Below are 17,998 nucleotides of genomic sequence, written 5' to 3' on the forward strand. Positions count from 1 at the left end.
TTATGATACTTCCTCTCAAAATGTCAAGTTGTGTGGTGTTATCGGGCAGGTTGCTGTAATACCCACCCTTTATCAGAAGAGACAAAATGAACTGTATGTTTTCTTGATTTCTGCAAATCAGTTTTCAATAAGGCCGCAAATGGAGTGATGTTTTCATAACCAGTAGTGTATTCGACCTTTGTAGTTTGATCTACAGTTTCAATAATTTTTACATCAGTGATAACTTCGTCCGCGATTTTTACCTTTTTAATATCGAGCGTTTTATCCTTCTCTGGAGTAGGGAGAAGATAAGGTCTCGCCTTGTCGGTAAATCCGATTAATGGGCTGCCAATATCTTTGAATTTTTGTGTTTTTTGTACGGTAACTATACCATTTGTCACAAATCCTGCATGAAGTAGTTTTTTTGCATGAACTGGATCGCTGCAATAGATATCATAGTCTATCACTTTAGGATACTTAAGCTGCGTGAGAATAAGTTGCAAAGCTTCTTCCTTTTTTAACTCCACTTTATTGTTACATCCTGAAAGCAATAGACCTGTTGAAAATAAAATAATTATTAGTCGTTTCATAGTAAGTTGTTTTTAATAATCCTTGATTTTTTTGATAATTTTTTCGAGTGTTTCAATTGCTATCTTCTTATCTCTGTCTTCAGCTACATAGGATTTGCTTCGCATTCCATCATAAGACAGATCGTCTTTGTATGGTGTGGAAAGATGGGGTACTATTGTTTTAAAAACCTCATTCATTGATTTAGCGACCAATATCCTCAATTCGTCGGCAGCTCTTAATATTAGTCCTGTCTGATCGGAAGAAAGAATACAGAGTACTTTCAATGGAGCTCCTTCAATATTGTTTTTTGATTTGAGGTTCTCTTGCTTTTTGTTTAATGGTAGAATGTTTAAATGCAAGGTTTTTTCCAGATACAGCAATTCTTGAGTAAACCAATTGCTTAAAGCAATTTCTAAATTAGCATGATTAGGATAAAGAACTATCCCGGTTTTTCTATGCATTTGTTTAAACTCTTTAAAATGAAGTAATAAAAGATCCATTTTTTCACGGACATCAGTCGCTTTATTAATTCTGTTTGCAATGCGCTCGCTATAGTATGTCAAATAGGCTCTACTATTAAAATTCATATATATTAATAGTTCATTTATTGCAGTATTAACGTCCGCAGGCTCCGGCTCATTCAACATCTCTAATTCTTTAACTAACTCTTTATAATATAGCAGTTCTTTAAAAGTGATCGTATAATCGTTGGCAATACTATTACTAAAAGATAATAGTGTACAGATTATTATTTCACCTAATCTTTTATCATCGAGATCTTTTAATAATGTTACTTTTAGTTTCGTCGATTTAACTTTTAGTTCCTTCTTAGAAACCGTTAAATAAGTGATAGGAACTCGCTCATCTAGGCTTAAATATGCAGAAAATCTTATTTCGACGAAAGAAAGGAGTTCATCAAGAGCATATATAATCATCGAATAAACATCCCTGAGAAGTTCCTTTTTTGAGGTATATTTTTTCTGATTGTCAAAGGCCTGATCCAGAAGTACTATCAATGCCGAATGGTATTGCTTTACAAGCAACTCAATTTGCTTTTCTTTAGATGTATTAAATATTTCACTTTTTAGCAGAGATTGCAGTTTAGTTTTCTCCTTGGGAACTTGTGAAATGACTAATTGGATCTGTTCATTAGTTAGTGCAGATAATTTCGTGTTTTCTGGATTTAAAGTGACAGTAACAATTAAATCTATCCACTCAAAAGGATAAGCGCTCTGCATATTTATAATTTTAGAAGTGGCCAAAAAATGTAAAACACATGGTTAAAATGCTCGTTTCATCAAAAGCCTCAATTGACACCTCAGCCTTTTTCAGAGCATCTTCTATTTGAAAATCTGTCGTAAACTCAGTTTCTAATTCCGTCGTTTTTATGACATCGATTTGTTGTTTAGATTCTAATGTCACAATTCAACAGTTTATTTTAAGATTACTGGTTACATCCCACCCTTAATCAGGAAAATTCAGCGAGTTTAAAAAAACAAACTGATGATTTTGTTAGATTTGGTTTGTATCAAAATATTATTTGAATGCCTTGGAATAAAAAGCGGCAAAGTCGTGAATTGAAAATGGAATATCTTCAGTAATCAACTTTACATTATTTGTCAGCATTTTTTCTCCCATGCCTATTCTTTGATTATTATCTATGGCTAGAGTAATGTTAACTAGAAAATCAGGTACACCGTTATTTCTTAATCGTACACTTGATTCTCCAGGTGTCTGAGAGATGTAAGTGACCTGTTCACCTATAGCATCACTAATAGCATCTGCAAACTGGTAATAACTTACCAGTTGCGCCCCAGAGAGTTGGATAATCTGATTAATGTTATCACTTGACGAAGTGAATAATCTAGCAGCTACTTTTCCAATATCCCGAGTGTCGATGAATGCCCTTTTACCTTCACCTGCGGAAGAATAAATCTTCCTTTCCGATCTAATGGTTTTTGCAAAGTCACCTAACCAGTTCTGCATAAATGACTGTGGTTGCAATACGTTCCAATCAATCCCTGATTCTTCAAGGCTTTTCTGTATTTGCCAATGCCATGCGCCCACAGAATCTTTTGCATCAGCCCTAGCCGATGGAGTAGAAAGTTTTATAATGTGATTAATGCCAATTTCTTGCGCTGCATCTATTATGTTGTTTTGGATTTCTACCATATTTTCTGAAACACCGGAATTGAGGAAGATCTTTTGAGTTCCAGAAAGCAATGACGCTATCTCATTTTTGTTATTGATGTCGCCTTTAACCCATTCCACAAATGGAAGTTCTTTCGCTTTTGATATATCTCTGGTTATTGCCCTGCAATGCACTCCTGCATCTGATAAATATTTTAGTACTTCACGGCCAACCTTACCTGTTGACGCGAAAACTGTAACAATTACTTGTTCATCTAATTCTTTCATATCATTTTTATGTGTGTCTATTTTTTATCTACGCTAGATCTTACTAAATATGAAAACGTTGAAAATAAATTCTTTGCGTTATTAATTAATGATGTCTATTATTTAGTAGGAATTCATCTTTGCAATTACATATGCCAATCACGAGCCTTTTCATATTGCTGGAAAAGTTTCGCAAAACTTCCATCAGAAGTACGAAGCGCTTCGGGAGAACCAAGTTCCACAACCTTGCCATTATCTAGACTGACAACTTGGTCGGCCGCCGCCAACGTCGTTGGCCTATGAGCTATAACAATCACCGTTCTGGTTGAGTCCTTTGCCAGGTTATTTATGGCTTGGGCAATTGATCTTTCATTTTCAGGATCTAATGCAGAACTTGCTTCGTCAATTAGAATTATCTTAGATTTCTTTAGAAATGCTCTTGCAATAGAAACTCGTTGGCGCTCACCACCTGAAAGTTGGGCACCGGCTTCACCAACTTTACTATTCCAACCATTTGGTAAACGACTTATAACCTCATGCAAACATGCATCTGTCGCTGCTATTTCAAGTTCTGCTCTTGTGGCATTCGGTTTTGCTATTAACAGGTTTTCTTCAATACTCGCATCAAAAAGATAAACATCTTGAAAAATTATAGCGATATCATTTAACAAAACCTCGTTATCGTAGTCTCTGACATCAACGCCTCCTATTCGAATGCTACCTGAGTTAATATCATAAAACCTTGCGATTAGCCTGATAATGGTTGTCTTTCCTGAACCGGAAGGACCCACCAGCGCAGTAGTTGATCCAGGAGGACACGAAAATGAGATATCAGTTAACGTAGTTGTTTTACCTTCATAAGAGAACGTTACGTCGGAAAATAAGATTGACGAATTTTTGATTTCTAATACAGGGTTCGCTGGTTTAGGCAGGGAATTAATATCCAATATAGATTGAACTCTAGCAATAGAATTGTCCATTGCTCTCAATGCTCCGATTAACTCGATCAATGCTCCAAGAGGCTCAAGAAATCGAACAGCGAGTATTAATAGCGCAACAGCTTCTGCAATTAAAATCCTCCCGTTAATCAATTGAAAAGAGCCAAAAATAAGTACTATAATAAATCCTGACATTACAACACCCGTATACATTAGATCTGGCACAGCAGAACGACCTAATCCTTTTTTATAGACGCGATGATGTTCTTCTAAAGCATGACGCATGCGATACGTTCCTGTTACACCTTGTCCGGCAGCACGCAAAACTGGTTGTGCCTGGCCTAATTCAATTGCCCGACCTGCGATTTCTGTTGCCGCATCGTCGAGTTCAATCTCTGCTTCAGACGATACTCGGGCTGCCCGTTGTAGAGTAAAATATGCAAAGGGCAAAATTGCAAGGAAAATCAATGCAATCTGCCAGTTAAATATAAATGTGATGAATATAATAGTAATTGGTACTAAGACCGAGGTAATTGCAGGTGCTCCAATGGTCACAGCTAAAGTTCCAATCTTTCCGACATCCGCTGTTAAAATTCTCGCCAACTTTGTTTTATTATTTCCTGTAAACCAACCTAGCGGCAGCCGGGTTACATGGGTCATTAAATGGTGTCTTAATTGTGCGGATAATTTCATGCTGGCATCGAAGCCAATTGGAAGTGCAATCGCTGTGATTATTAGATAAATAATCAAGCCCACCGCCCCAATCTTTAACCATGGTTCAGCTTCTCCGAAATCGGGCTTTGCTTTTAATAAGGCCTTGAGGATTGGAAATAATAATCCGAGAAGCAAGCCTTGCAGAATAGCAAGAAATGTATGTAATAGCGTAAGTCTAGCCAGTATTCCTGAGCTAGGCCATAATTTATAAAGTCGTTTAATCATGATTTTACCCCCTCCGTTTGGGCATTCCACATTCGACTGTAAAGGCCGGATGCATTTAAAAGATTCATATGAGTTCCTTTTTCTACTAATTGACCATCTTTTAGCACCAAAATTTGGTTTGCAGAAGCGATAGTATGTAAACGGTGTGCTATTACCAAAACTGCTTTGCCAATAATAAGCTCGGCTAATGCATTTTGCACTGCGGTTTCGCTATCTGGATCAAGCGATGCAGTGGCTTCATCAAGAATGACTATTGGAGCCTTAGATAATATTGCTCTGGCAATAGTTAATCTTTGCTTTTCACCACCAGACAGTCTTCCTCCCGATCCATCAATGAGCGTATTATAACCTTCAGGTAATCCTTCAATTACATCATGGATCTGTGCTGCTTTAGCGGCATTTACGACTTCTTCCAACGATGCATCCGGTCTTCCAATACGGATATTTTCCAGAATAGAGTCACGTAATAAGGCAATACTTTGAAAAACCAGAGACATCGATGATAAGAGTGTTTTCGAAGACATTGAACGCACATCAATACCACCAATCCGAATAGCACCTTTGTCAACATCATAGAATCTTGGTAATAAATTAGCAATTGTACTTTTACCTGCTCCCGATGGTCCTACTAATGCGGTTATAGTTCCGGGCTCACAGATAAAACTAAGTTCAGTTATCGCATTATTTACCCCATCATAAGAAAATGAAACTTTGTCAAATTCTATCTGATACTCTTCTGGTGTTGTTTTATCTTCCGCTTGATGAATGGGCTTCTTGTTCAGTATATTCTCGATATTGCTGGCTGAAACCCGTCCTTTTCTAATACCTTGAGTTCCGTGTATTGCAGGGACTATTGAAGTTGGCAGGCCAATTCCAACAATAAAAAATGGTAACAGATTAGCCATTGAAAGCGAATCGTTATAAACAAAAAATAGACCAGTAACCATTACCACTCCTAAGATTGTCATTTCAGATCCCAGCAATCTTGATAAGGTGGAACTATATCGTGTTTCCAAAACCCAAGCTAACATAGCCTTAGTGTGTTCATCAACCGCAGCTGCAAAGCGGTCTAACAATATTCCTCCTGTGTTATATGTTTTCACAACTGTTATTCCATCGGCATATTCAACACTGGCAGCACTAATTTTACCTTCGGCAATGGTTAGCCTGGACATATGAATGCTAATAGATCTCATAGCTATTTGAAAGCATATAGCCATTAAAACAATTACTGAGATAGAAATACACGCCATTCGTGGATCTACATAAAGTAAATATCCAAAACCAACAACTATGGCAATAGTAGCCCCAATTACCTCACCCAAAGCATGGGCAATTAATTGATGCATTTCTTCCAAATCATTTATCATCGCTTTTTTGATTGCTCCAGAACCAGTAAAGAGAAACCAACCAAGGGGTAAAATACCTAAGTGCGCTACTAGTTTAGTTCGAATTTCGTGAAGTGTTCTTGCATCTGCATAGTGACCAATTCTAGATGAAATGAATACAGAAAATAATCGTAATGATGCTCCTGAACAACCGATGAAAACTAGAAACCATATTTCATTGATCGAAGTATCGATTATTGGTCTTGCTATGACAAGTCTCGAAATTTCTGCTATAGCAATGTATGGAGCCAATCCTGCTGCTGCACCTACTGCTGAAAGCAATGCACAGGATAAAAGGTAGAATCTCACAGGATAGAGTAAACGCATGAGTGCACCACCACCAATTAGACGTGGTGGAGGCAATGCCTCAGTATGGGCAGTGCTGTCCGAAGAGTAATTGACAGAAGCTGTTTTTTTCAGTCTTTCATGTTCAATTTTCTTATAATTTATCTTTATATTCATTCTAAATAACGTATTTTTGTATTGCAAAGGTCTTAAGGAAAAGACCGTTAGTGGTAACGAGTAGAGAAGTCTTATCTACGTAAGAAGAATTATTATGAGTTATAAAATAGAGATAGATTCAAATTCGTTTGACATACACGGGAGTTTCTTTACAAACACATTTAATGAGAAGATTTCAACCATTCAAAACGATCAATTCTCAATGAATTTGAAAGATGTTTATTCTTCTAATTTTCATTTGATATGGGGAAATTACAGTTCTGGTCGAAAACAAGAAATGTCCCTTAATTTTGAAACCCCATCAGTTGTTTCGCATTTTGGTTTATCTAGTACTTTTAGTACGGATAGGGCAAGATCTAATTCAGGGGTCGCCAAATATTCTAAAACCTACCATCAGAAAGCTAATTCATATATACATGAAGTGGCGGCTGCAGATCATGAATATTCATTTTTTGAGCTCCTATTATCAGATTCTTTCTTTGAGAAGTTTGTAACGGAAGACAGTAAATTTTTGATGGACTTATATGAAAATACAGGCAAAGAAACATCAAGTGGGGTAAGTTTTGATGGAATAGTAACGACTGAAATGTTATCTCACATCGTCGACATGTCTAATACTAATTATAGCGGCTCCCTAAAAGCATTATACCTTGAAGCTAAGGTTATTGAATTGTTTTTACTTCAAATAAAGCAAACTGATCAAAATAGGATTCTCTCTAGCAGTAAATTAAAACCTGCGGATATTGATAGTTTACAAGATGCAAAAAATTATATTGAAGAACACTACGCCACTCCTTGTTCAATCATTGATCTAGCTAAAATAGTTGGCATTAATCAAATGAAGCTTAAAAATGGTTTTAAGGAATTATTCGGTACAACTGTGTTTGGGTATTTAAGAGATTTACAAATGAACAAAGCCAAACAGTTACTGTTAGAAGAAAATTTGTTTGTAGGGGAAGTCGCAGACTTAATTGGATATAAACATCCCCACCATTTTTCACTTGCATTCAAGCGTAAGTTTGGAATCCTTCCCAGTGAGTTGAAGAAATAGTGATTGCCATTAGTGAACTGTTTCTGTATTAACAACCTCTGCTAATCATTTCTCAACCTGAGACTGACTTAGATTAATTGTCAATCTGAAGGAAAAAGACTGACTGTCATAATTTTTTTTTCACCACTAAATTCCGGTAAGAGATTAAAATAAGAACAGTCTTTTGAAGAAAACTGAGTGATGTTCTTTGGTTGACACATATGTCCTGCAAGATGACTTTTTATCTCTTGAGGAAGACAAACCCAGTTTGGGGTAAAATTAAGTATGATGCAATCCCTTCTAAATGCGCTTTGGTTGCCTTCAGTTCCATGGAGAAGCCTATAATCGATGACAATTGCATCTCCCTTTTGAATGCTTGGAGAAAATTGGTCTGGAGAAGCAGACATTAAAGGATGGTCAAGTTCATATTCGTTTTCTTGACTGTTTCGTTCGTCTCTAAACTTATTAAGATGATGGTGACTGTGATGAGAACTTGGTATAATACGTAAAGCTCCATTTTTTAGAGTCGTTGATTGCATATAAATTAACAATGCAACTTGAGCGGCATCTTTTCTAAAACTAATTTCATGATTCCAACACCACCAGTCTTGGTGCCACCATAACGGGGGGCTGAAAGGTTCTTTGGATGAGATATAGCCTGAAATCCAACGAAGATCTTTTGCCGCTACTTGTTTTTTTAATTTTTTCAACCTTTCAGGCTTTCCGAAAACTATCCGAATTATCTCATGGTCAAATTGTAATAGATGAAGTGTATTATTTGGACGAATACAAGCGCCAGATACTCCACTATTAATCGTTGCTTCAATTTCACTCCTTATGAGATCGCAGCTCGTTTCGTCCAAAAAAGATCTTAACAATGCAAAACCATTTTTTGTAAACTTCATCTCATTTATATCTTTCAATTTTTTCATTGTTCACGTAGTAGGATTAAAACTGTTTCATCATATTAATTTTTGATTATTTCTATTGGATGTCTGAATTAACGACCTTTTAAAGTTAATATGAATCAGCACAATAATTAGGGCACACAAAAACAACATAAAATAAAATAACACCTGGTAGCCAAAATTTACGGCAAAATGTGCACCTAAAGGAATAAATGTCATGAACAAGATCGTACGCAAGAAAGACTGAAATGCATAGTCAGCAGCTTCTTTTCCTTTTCTGACATTCTTCATTGATATATGATAAACTACCATTGTATTTAACCCCGTACCAGCACCAATAATGCCACAGAGAAAAAGGGTAAGCAGATAGATGTCCCGAGATGCGTACAATAATATCAAACCACAAACAACGCTTAAAAAGCTACCAATTACACCACACATCAATTTTTTATAATCAGTACTTTTTTTCAACCAAATACCAGATAATAAACCAGCAAGCATGGCTGCACCTATAGATACCAGGCCAAACAAGAGCCCAACTTCTTCGAGTTTAAAGCCTTTGTCAATCAATAATGGTTTGATAAAGTAAAATATCATGTCTGTGGGTACTTTTATAATTAATAACACTGGTATCCATTTTTTTACCCTGTGAGCCTTAAAATAAGTAACAAAATCCCTAAGAGTATTTCTTTTTTGCGTCGATTTCTCCTTTCTGCTAAATTTTTCATACCTAACTGTCAATAGTAACGGTATAACAGTAAACAGCGCGAGGATAAGTATTGAATAATTCCATCCAATTTGATTATAGGCAATGAGTAATATTCCTCCACCAAGCAAAAAGCCAAAATAGTTACCTGCTGACTGAATGCCATTTCCAATACTACGTTCTTCCGTATTTAAAAATTTGATTGCATAAGCATCCATTGCCAAATCTTGCGTACTCATGCTGAACACCGAAAGCGTTAACAGAATGATCATTGGAATTGCATCATTAAAATTCAAAAGCATAGCCGGCAATAGAAAAAGTGCATATAACGTCGTCGCAATGCTTACCCATCGAAAATAACTTTTACCATATTTGTCAACAAATGGTGCCCATAGAAAACTGAAGGAATAAGGCATTAAAATGACGTGGAAATAAGCAATTTTTTCTAACGATATGCCCCCGTCTCTTAAGATAGCTGGCATAGCATGTCCCATAAAAGCTATTGGGATTGTCTGGGTAAAGTACAATAGGCCAAGTATTCGATATTTCTTCTGTGTTTCCACTTTATTAAAATTTGGATGTTAATGTTAAACCAATTGTTTTAGGAATGCCGAGTAAGACCACTCTATTACCGGAAGGATAGCTATAGGATAAATACCGTTTATTAAATCCGTTCCGAACCCAAAAAGATATATCAAAGTTTTTATGCGAAACCCCAGCTTTAAAATTGAATAATGAATAGGGATTTTGTCTGATACTATTCTCTATATCAAAAAAGTGTTTCCCTAAAAAACTCCATTCACCTCTTAAAAATCCGCTTATTTGCTTGTATATTTTATGACTGAACTGAGCCGCCAGCATTGATGTTATTTCTGGTTGCATAATTAATCTGTTCCCTTTGAGATCTATTTCATTACCAGTAGATACATCTGGCTTCGTTAGTTTGGTATATCTGCCATTATTATAGCTAAAATTATAGTCGATAGTTAAGCCCTCTAACGGAATAGCAGAAAGTTCGATTTCAATTCCGCTGGTTTTGGCGTTTCCCAAATTACTAATAGCAGTCTCCGCCGGAGACTGCGTGAATGTTGTTACCTGCATATCTTTCCAATTAATGTAGAAAGCAGTGAAATTGGCGGTAATCCTGTCGTCCAGCAAATTGGTTTTTATTCCAGCTTCAATATTTTCACTATACTCAGGGCGGTAAGAAATGAACTTAGGGTCAGTTGTACGCTTATTAAGTCCACCAGCCTTGAATCCTTTTGCATAATTAGCATAAGCCATTACTTTTTTTACTGGCCTATATGAAAAAGACAATTTTGGTGAAAATGCGTTGTATTGACCATCGCTCCTTGTTCTTGCCGTTAAAGGCATATCCGACATTCCTTCCTTAACCATATCCGTCTGCGTATACAATCGCTTAGTTTCTTTATCGTAGCGTAATCCAGCAGTGACATCCCACTTTGATGAGAGTTTATACGTTGCCTGACCGAAAAAAGCGTAGGATGAGGTGGAGATTTCGGCTGGAGATTTTAACACATAGGGAGCAAATGGATCGCCAAGTAGTATTTCTGCATCTTTACCAGCCAGTAAAAGTGATTTATCTTTCTCTGGATGATACATATAAAAAAATCCAGCTGTCCACTTAATTCTATCATCCTTATCAACAGAATTACTTACACTAAATTCCTGTGTTAAAGTTTGCGAAGAATTATCTCGTGCGCTTCCTCCATAACCAATTTCAAATAGATCTGAGGTTGTCCAGTCTCCGTCCCAATATCCATCGTATATGAATTTATCAGCATATTGCCACGCTGTTACGCTGGTTAGATCAAACCACTTTCCTCGGTGGTTTAGTGCAAGTGAAGTGTTAATTAAATGACGTTGATGCTTTCCAGATACATTTTGACTGGTAAAATAACCATTAGCTAATGCCAGGCTATCATTAATAATATATGGGAATGTTCCATGGTTATTTGTTTGCTGGGCTTTTGCGTTCATCGTAAGCGTCCAAGCAGCTGAGGGAAGATACTTTATATAGAAATTACCTTCATAACTTTGATTACCATCAAAATTAGAATTGTCAAAGGTGTTGATATAATAACCGTTTGCCTTGTTTATCGATCCTGTAAGTCCGGTATAAAGCTTATCTTTAACCAGTGGCACTTTCAACCCAGCCGCATATCTTTGCGTCCCATAATTACCTATTGAAACCTCAGCGAAACCAGTAGCAATATTTTTAGGTTTTTTGGTGATAATATTAATCACGCCAGCCATTGCATTTCTACCATAAAGTGTTCCCTGCGGACCTCTCAATACTTCTATTCGTTCTACATCGTAAAAATTTCTAAAGGTTGCTTCTGCGTCATATTGAATTACACCATCCACATACACGGCTACAGACTGGTCAAGTGAATTTGCATAAATTCCCCTGATTGAATAAAATGGTAAATCACTGCCTCCGTTAGTTATGAAAAGATTCGGGATAACAGCAGTTAAATCTTTCAAAGACCATAGCCTATAATCTTTTATTTTTTTTGCGCTAAGTGCGGTAATCGCTGCCGGAGTGCTTTGAAGTTGTGTTTCTGTTTTCTCAGATGTAATTATTATTTCCTGTAATTGTGAAGAGTTAATATTACAACGAATGGTAAGCTTGAGATCCTGCCCACTCAAAACAGTAATATTTTTTTTTTGTATTTCAAACCCAACACTCGAAACTTTCAAAATGTATTCTCCAGCCGGAATATTATTAAGAGAAAACAATCCGTAGTTGTTAGCTGAAACAGTTAACATTAATTCTTCAATTGTTACTGTAGCACCCTCTACAGGATTATTCTCAGCATCTAATACAGTACCAATAATGGATGACGATTGAGCATTAGCTAAGCCAATCTGAAATAAAATTAGGATAGATGCGCAAATTATTTTTCTCATAGCTACTGTTATTTAGAAACATTCTTAATTGTTGCGCAAAGGTGTCCAATATGCTATTGATTCTATCAACGCAAGAGGAAATTGTTTATACGTTTAAGGAATTTATTGAATTTGATTTTTGCAAGAAATAAAATTCAGTAATTAACTTTGTTACGACAATCATTATAGCACGTTCTTTCTTTACTCTAAATAATGCGTTAAGACTATACAGAGCTAAATAAAACTGCTAAATCTAAATCAATGAGACCATCATTAAACATTAGGAGCTATACTCCCCTTGAAATCGAACTTATAATGGATATCTTTATGAATGCTGTTCATAAAACAGCCTCAAAAGACTATAATGCAGCGCAAATAACTGCATGGGGACAAATAGATAAATACAAATGGATCAAGCGTTGTACAACCCGTCCAATTTGGATTGCTGAAGTTGATGGAGTCGCAGCCGGATTTACTGATCTTGAAGATAATGGTCACCTTGATATGATGTTTGTACATTCTTCATTTAACAAAATGGGGGTCGCAACATTGCTACTTAAGACAGCTGAGGATCATGCCGCTGAACTTAAGTTACCACGAATTTTCACTGAAGCAAGTCTGACGGCAAAACCTTTCTTTGAAAGACGTGGTTTTCACCTTATGATACAGCAGGAAGTGGAAATAAGAGGCCAGATACTAACAAATTTTAAAATGGAAAAATTTTTATACTAAAATCTATGAGAATTTGCGAAACCAAGTGATTGTCTAAGTATTTTGAACTACATAGTGGATGTATAAAATGTTTTCATCTTATTACCGATCTCAATTTATCGGGAAATAAACTTAAAAACTACAGGAATTATTAAAACATGAATGCCACTGGTGGTTCATTGAAATTTAGTAATCAAGCTATTTTAAACATATGTAAATTGCCTACTTAATTAACCGCTACCCATTCTTCTTTCAACAAACCTGTTAGATACTCATCCATAATTTCGCCATTTGCCATGCAAACAAAAGCTTTTCTTCTTATGCCTTCAACTTTATATCCAAATTTCTCCTGCAACTTGTAGGACGATTCATTGCCTTTAAAATAACCATTATCCAATCGTCTTAACTTTAATTCTTCAAAAGCAAACTCAATTCGTTTTCCAAATGCCTCTGACCCATATCCAAGACCGTGATATTTTGTATTTATCCAAATTCCGCCGCCTGCACTACCATGATATCTGTTTATCTTATCTACACTTATACCTCCAATGACTTTTTGTGTCGATTTAAGTTCAATTGCAAAATGATAAGCTTCTACTAGCTTTTCTTCATTTGAATTTTTAGTACAATATTGAATCCATTTTTCTGCATCGATAATTGTATATGGATGCGGTATTAAGGCTAACCATTGGGCTACTTCAATATTATTTAATCCTTCAACTAAATCATTAATATCCTTGAAAGTCCATTCTCTTAAAACCAAACGGTTTGTTTCTAATCTCATCATAATTGCCCTGGTGATTTTTCGTTTACTTTTTGGTCAATCTTATCCAAAGCATTTGCTAATGTCAACAAATATTCCTCCTTTTTAGAGGCGAATAAATCTCCAAGATTTACCTTATGAATTTTGCCAATGTTATGAATATGTGTCGAATAGCCTCTGTGCCAAAATTATCAGCGATTATTTACTGAATAAATTAGGGACAAAAACATTCAGTCTAAATTTTACTTTACTCACCACATGACTGGCTTAGTCATATTTTTTATCGAAGCAGCATGTTGCATAGAACGCTCTATACACATTAAGGTTATTAAATTTATCGGAAACATAATCAGAATATTTTTAGAAATTATTAAAGCAAAATTCCCTTTAGATTTTTTCAATTCAAGGGGATGTCTTTTCATATTAACATTAGCCGACTTTGACGCATTACATCGGTATTCAATTCGGTTTCCTTCGCTTGCAAAATTGCATCAATGTAAGCGAATGCTGCCAACGACTTAGGAAGTTGTTTCAACGTTAAAGGAATTAATAAACGTTTACTGATTTACATCTTTCATTTTATTAATGATTCTGTCATACATCAACACTAATTTGTTACTTTTGTGAAAAATATTCTTGAAGCGTTTTTGCTTTGAGTCCGGCACTGAAACTTAGGAATTTCAACAACAGCAGGACAGCAAGTAAAGAACGCTCATGCTACGGCGTGGGCGCACTTATTGTTGTTGGGTTTCCTAAGACCTCAGTGCTGTAAGTTGTTGCCTGCGCTTATTTTTTGGCAGGTATTGTTGAAGGTTTCACTTAATACAGCATTTTATGACTGCCGCATTTATTTTTCCTGGATTAAAATATCCATCATCAGATCTTATCAAGTATCTTAATGTTCTAAATGATTTTTCCCTTGTTCTGAAAAATGGAGACATAATAAAATTTGCTCCCGACGATGAACAAGCCTTTCTGAAATGGCTTAATGAAAATAATATTCAGAATATACGTAAAGATGAAGGCTGGATCATACAGAACCAGCCTTCATAAATTACTTGTTACTTCCTAATGTGGTAAGCTTCTCACTTAATTCAATAAGTCCTGCCTTTTGAAGACAATCCTCTGCCAAAGCTCTTAACTCTTGAAGTCCCTCTTCAGGAACACTAGATAATAGTCCTGGATTTTTTTCGTCTTCTTTCGCCGCTAAACCTCGTTCTATTACATGGTTAAGCAAAAGGACATTTTTGCGTGAGATTCTCAAATCAATCTTCACCGTTTCGTTCATGCCAGGGATACTCAGAATGGTATCATAAACCTTGGCCACATCATTTGTTGTCAACATAATCACACGTTTTAAATTAGACATACTCTCCATTACAAAAGTAGTGAGTACATCTTTACCTATCCTCATCAAAATATGATGAGGATAGGTAGATCCGAAACCGCCTGTTTAACTTTACGTCATTAAACTGATTTGTGAAGTGAAAATGTGTGGTTATGGATTTCAGAAACAAAAAGCTTTCTATAGAAGAAGCTAAAGAAATAGACATGGTTAATTACCTCTCATCATTGGGGCATGAGTTCTCAAAAAGAAGCAATAACGATTTTTGGTATCTTTCACCGCTACGGGAAGAAAAAACACCATCTTTCAAGATTAACCAGAAGTTGAATCGCTGGTATGATCATGGCTTGGGAAAGGGCGGCAACTTGGTTGATTTTGGTATTGAATACCATCGCTGCACCGTTGGTGAATTGTTGGATAATCTAAGCGGTAATTTATTCCTTAAGCATTCAGTTATTCACCCCGCTAAAATCGAAGACGAACCTGAACATAAGATCAAAGTTCTTAGAGATTTTCCCCTTACTTCCTATCCTTTGTTAAAGTATCTTGAGCAAAGGCGTATCCCAATCGAAATTGCTGATAAATACTGTCGGGAAGTACGGTATAAACTAAACGATAAAACCTATTACGGTATCGGCTTTAAAAATGATTCCAGTGGCTTTGAAATTCGTAATCCCCATTTCAAGGCAAGCAGTTCACCGAAAGACATTACTACCTTTAAAAATGGCTCCAGTGAGGTTGTAGTATTTGAAGGCTTCATAGATTTTTTATCCTTTAAGGCAATCCACAAAAACCTTCCGGAAAACAGTCAGGATTTTGTGGTTTTAAATTCCGTTTCCTTCTTTGAAAGAGCACGCGGATTTATGGAAGAACATCAAGCTATACGGCTTTACTTGGATCGGGACGCCACCGGACAAAATTGCAGTCAGCGTGCACTTTCAATGAGTACAAAATATTCTGATGAAAGCAACCTTTATAGAAACCATAAAGATCTAAACGACTGGGCGGTAAATTTCGGTAAATCCCAAAAGAAGCATTTAGGCCAAAAGCTTCGGTAAGGCAATTTGCTATGCCCTCGCTATTGTCGGTAAAGGATTGTTTTGAGGTCTGAAGGACATTTGAAAGCTGTGGAGTTTGCTACGTTCCTGCAAACGGCAAGATGAACGGTTGTTAAACAACCGGATCTTGCCGCCCCATACTCCGAAGTCGTGGGCGGGGAAACTGATAGGTATGAATGAGTTTGAAAACGTTAAAATGATAAGTGATGGAAAGAAAAAATTTAAACAGGACACGCATCATTGGGCTACGTCTAACGCCCGAAGAATATGCGAAAATTGAAAGGAGATGGAAGGACAGCATCTGCCGTAAACTAAGTGATTACGTGCGCCACAACCTTTTTGAGAAACCGGTGGTGAGCAGTTACAGGAGCCAATCTACCGATGACTTTATGGCAGAGATGGCACAGCTAAGAACAGAGCTAAACCACATCGGGAACAACTTCAACCAGGCTGTAAAAAGACTACATACCCTTAACCAGATTGCCGAATTTAGAAGCTGGCTGATCGCCTATGAAGTGGAGAAAAAGACACTTTTCAACAAGGTAGATGAGGTAAAAAAGCACATCCAGAAAATAGCAGAATCATGGTTGCAGTAATCAAAACGGGGCATTCGATTCACCGCATCTTAAACTACAACGAGAACAAGGTGAAGGCTGGCGTAGCCGAGTGTATCGGGGCGGAAAATTATCCCATTGACCCTGATAAAATGAGCCTAACGATGAAGCTAAACCGCTTCCTAAAACAGATGGAATTGAATGAAAATGTGAAACGGAACAGCGTGCATATCTCCTTGAATTTCGACGTGTCGGAAAGCCATTTGTCTCAGGAAAAACTACTGTCTATTGCAGAGGATTATATGGAAAAGATAGGCTTCGGCAAGCAGCCTTTTTTAGTTTACCAGCATTATGATGCAGGGCATCCGCACATTCATTTAGTAACTACAAACATTGAAGCGGATGGAAAACGGATTGACCTGCACCACTTAGGCATCCGAAAGTCCGAACCGGCACGAAAGGCTATTGAAAAGGAGTTCGGTTTAGTGGCCGCCGAGGCGCAGAAAAAACAGGAAAACTACCTGCTAAAACCAATATCTGTAAGTAAAGCTATCTACGGTAAATCGCAGACCAAAATGGCGATACAAAATGTATTGGAAGCGGTACTAGGCCAGTACAAATACGCCAGCTTGCCCGAACTAAATGCGGTGCTTAAACAGTATAACGTTATTGCAGAACGTGGTACTGAAGATTCAAAGGTTTATCAGACTGGCGGCCTGTTGTACCGAATACTGGATGCGGCCGGTAATCCGATTGGTGTACCCATTAAGGCAAGCCTTTTTTATAATAAGCCTACCCTTAAATTTCTGGAACGAAAATTCAAAGAAAACGAGCCGAAACGAATGCCGTACAAAACCCGCATCAGGAATGCGATTGACATGGCTTTATTAGTAAAAAAGATAACGGTTCAAGCGTTAATGAAGGAATTGGAAAAGCAGGGCATCCATACCGCCCTGCGTACTAATGAAACAGGTATTGTATATGGCGTTACCTATGTTGACCATCAAACCAAATGTGTTTTCAATGGTAGCGCACTGGGCAAACAATACAGTGCGAAGGCTATTCAGGAACGCTGTGCTTTTGAGCCGGATTTGCTGACGCATCCCGCTCAAAAACCGATTGGGTTACAGCCGCAGGCTACCGCTTCTGCGGCAGAAACCAAAGCCCATCAAAATGATCTGCAGACTGCTCACACTTCCAAAGGAACTGAAACTGTGTTGGATGTGCTAATGCAACCGGAGCAAGCGGCGGATTATGTACCCGGGCAACTCAAAAAGAACAAGAAAAAAAGGAAAAGAAAGAACCAGAATAATAACCAATAAATTTTAAAGCTATGG

At 37.0% G+C, this 17,998-nt stretch carries 16 protein-coding genes; 6 read left to right on the plus strand and 10 right to left on the minus strand.

Going from position 1 to position 17,998, the window contains the following annotated elements; all coding sequences use genetic code 11:
* Positions 1 to 38 precede the first annotated feature (38 nt).
* The 5 genes from J7E57_RS25930 to J7E57_RS25950 form a co-directional block, all read right to left on the minus strand.
* On the minus strand, positions 39 to 569 hold the full coding sequence (locus J7E57_RS25930; RefSeq protein WP_215130424.1) for a hypothetical protein: 531 nt from the start codon (positions 567 to 569) through the stop codon (positions 39 to 41).
* 12 nt (positions 570 to 581) lie between these two features.
* On the minus strand, positions 582 to 1,787 hold the full coding sequence (locus J7E57_RS25935) for a hypothetical protein (RefSeq protein ID WP_215130422.1): 1,206 nt from the start codon (positions 1,785 to 1,787) through the stop codon (positions 582 to 584).
* 298 nt (positions 1,788 to 2,085) lie between these two features.
* Entirely contained in the window at positions 2,086 to 2,967 is an 882-nt protein-coding gene (locus J7E57_RS25940) for an NmrA family NAD(P)-binding protein (protein ID WP_215130420.1), read from the minus strand.
* Positions 2,968 to 3,092: 125 nt separating this feature from the next.
* Complete coding sequence (locus J7E57_RS25945) at positions 3,093 to 4,823, minus strand: ABC transporter ATP-binding protein (RefSeq protein ID WP_215130419.1); 1,731 nt, start codon at positions 4,821 to 4,823, stop codon at positions 3,093 to 3,095.
* Positions 4,820 to 6,673 (minus strand): ABC transporter ATP-binding protein, encoded by a 1,854-nt coding sequence (locus tag J7E57_RS25950; protein WP_215130417.1) that lies wholly within the window; start codon positions 6,671 to 6,673, stop codon positions 4,820 to 4,822. Before J7E57_RS25950 ends, J7E57_RS25945 begins: the two co-directional genes overlap by 4 nt.
* A 94-nt stretch (positions 6,674 to 6,767) precedes the next feature.
* Here J7E57_RS25950 and J7E57_RS25955 point away from each other — a divergent pair, with 94 nt between their 5' ends.
* Positions 6,768 to 7,724 carry a helix-turn-helix transcriptional regulator gene (locus J7E57_RS25955; protein WP_215130416.1) on the plus strand — a complete coding sequence of 319 codons (957 nt, stop codon included), beginning with the start codon at positions 6,768 to 6,770 and terminating at the stop codon, positions 7,722 to 7,724.
* An 80-nt stretch (positions 7,725 to 7,804) separates the two neighbouring features.
* Here J7E57_RS25955 and J7E57_RS25960 read toward each other — a convergent pair whose 3' ends face one another.
* From J7E57_RS25960 to J7E57_RS25970, 3 genes are read right to left on the minus strand one after another with little or no spacing between them, the layout of a single operon-like run.
* Positions 7,805 to 8,635 carry a phytanoyl-CoA dioxygenase family protein gene (locus J7E57_RS25960; protein ID WP_215130414.1) on the minus strand — a complete coding sequence of 277 codons (831 nt, stop codon included), beginning with the start codon at positions 8,633 to 8,635 and terminating at the stop codon, positions 7,805 to 7,807.
* 30 nt (positions 8,636 to 8,665) lie between these two features.
* Complete coding sequence (locus J7E57_RS25965; protein ID WP_215130412.1) at positions 8,666 to 9,880, minus strand: MFS transporter; 1,215 nt, start codon at positions 9,878 to 9,880, stop codon at positions 8,666 to 8,668.
* 4 nt (positions 9,881 to 9,884) lie between these two features.
* Positions 9,885 to 12,251: a TonB-dependent receptor gene (locus J7E57_RS25970; protein WP_215130410.1), complete on the minus strand. Its 2,367-nt coding sequence runs from the start codon at positions 12,249 to 12,251 to the stop codon at positions 9,885 to 9,887.
* Between the two features lie 240 nt (positions 12,252 to 12,491).
* On the opposite strand from J7E57_RS25970, the gene J7E57_RS25975 reads away from it, so the two are divergent.
* The gene (locus tag J7E57_RS25975) at positions 12,492 to 12,962 is read left to right on the plus strand and encodes a GNAT family N-acetyltransferase (protein WP_215130408.1); all 471 of its coding nucleotides are present in this window, start codon (positions 12,492 to 12,494) and stop codon (positions 12,960 to 12,962) included.
* Positions 12,963 to 13,167: 205 nt separating this feature from the next.
* Here the strand turns inward: J7E57_RS25975 and J7E57_RS25980 are convergent, their stop codons facing one another.
* Entirely contained in the window at positions 13,168 to 13,728 is a 561-nt protein-coding gene (locus J7E57_RS25980) for a GNAT family N-acetyltransferase (RefSeq protein WP_215130401.1), read from the minus strand.
* An 810-nt stretch (positions 13,729 to 14,538) separates the two neighbouring features.
* On the opposite strand from J7E57_RS25980, the gene J7E57_RS25985 reads away from it, so the two are divergent.
* Positions 14,539 to 14,757 (plus strand): hypothetical protein, encoded by a 219-nt coding sequence (locus tag J7E57_RS25985; RefSeq protein WP_215130399.1) that lies wholly within the window; start codon positions 14,539 to 14,541, stop codon positions 14,755 to 14,757.
* A gap of 1 nt (position 14,758) precedes the next feature.
* Here J7E57_RS25985 and J7E57_RS25990 read toward each other — a convergent pair whose 3' ends face one another.
* The gene (locus J7E57_RS25990; RefSeq protein ID WP_251030038.1) at positions 14,759 to 15,073 is read right to left on the minus strand and encodes a hypothetical protein; all 315 of its coding nucleotides are present in this window, start codon (positions 15,071 to 15,073) and stop codon (positions 14,759 to 14,761) included.
* Between the two features lie 131 nt (positions 15,074 to 15,204).
* Here J7E57_RS25990 and J7E57_RS25995 point away from each other — a divergent pair, with 131 nt between their 5' ends.
* The 3 genes from J7E57_RS25995 (at position 15,205) to J7E57_RS26005 (ending at position 17,983) form a co-directional block, all read left to right on the plus strand.
* Complete coding sequence (locus J7E57_RS25995; protein ID WP_215130397.1) at positions 15,205 to 16,107, plus strand: toprim domain-containing protein; 903 nt, start codon at positions 15,205 to 15,207, stop codon at positions 16,105 to 16,107.
* 206 nt (positions 16,108 to 16,313) lie between these two features.
* Positions 16,314 to 16,703 carry a plasmid mobilization protein gene (locus J7E57_RS26000; RefSeq protein WP_215130395.1) on the plus strand — a complete coding sequence of 130 codons (390 nt, stop codon included), beginning with the start codon at positions 16,314 to 16,316 and terminating at the stop codon, positions 16,701 to 16,703.
* A complete protein-coding gene (locus J7E57_RS26005) occupies positions 16,691 to 17,983 on the plus strand; it encodes a relaxase/mobilization nuclease domain-containing protein (protein ID WP_215130393.1) in 1,293 nt (430 codons plus the stop codon). Before J7E57_RS26000 ends, J7E57_RS26005 begins: the two co-directional genes overlap by 13 nt.
* Positions 17,984 to 17,998: the final 15 nt, after the last annotated feature.

The sequence above is a fragment of the Pedobacter sp. ISL-64 genome (genome assembly GCF_018613605.1).
Taxonomy (GTDB): domain Bacteria; phylum Bacteroidota; class Bacteroidia; order Sphingobacteriales; family Sphingobacteriaceae; genus Pedobacter.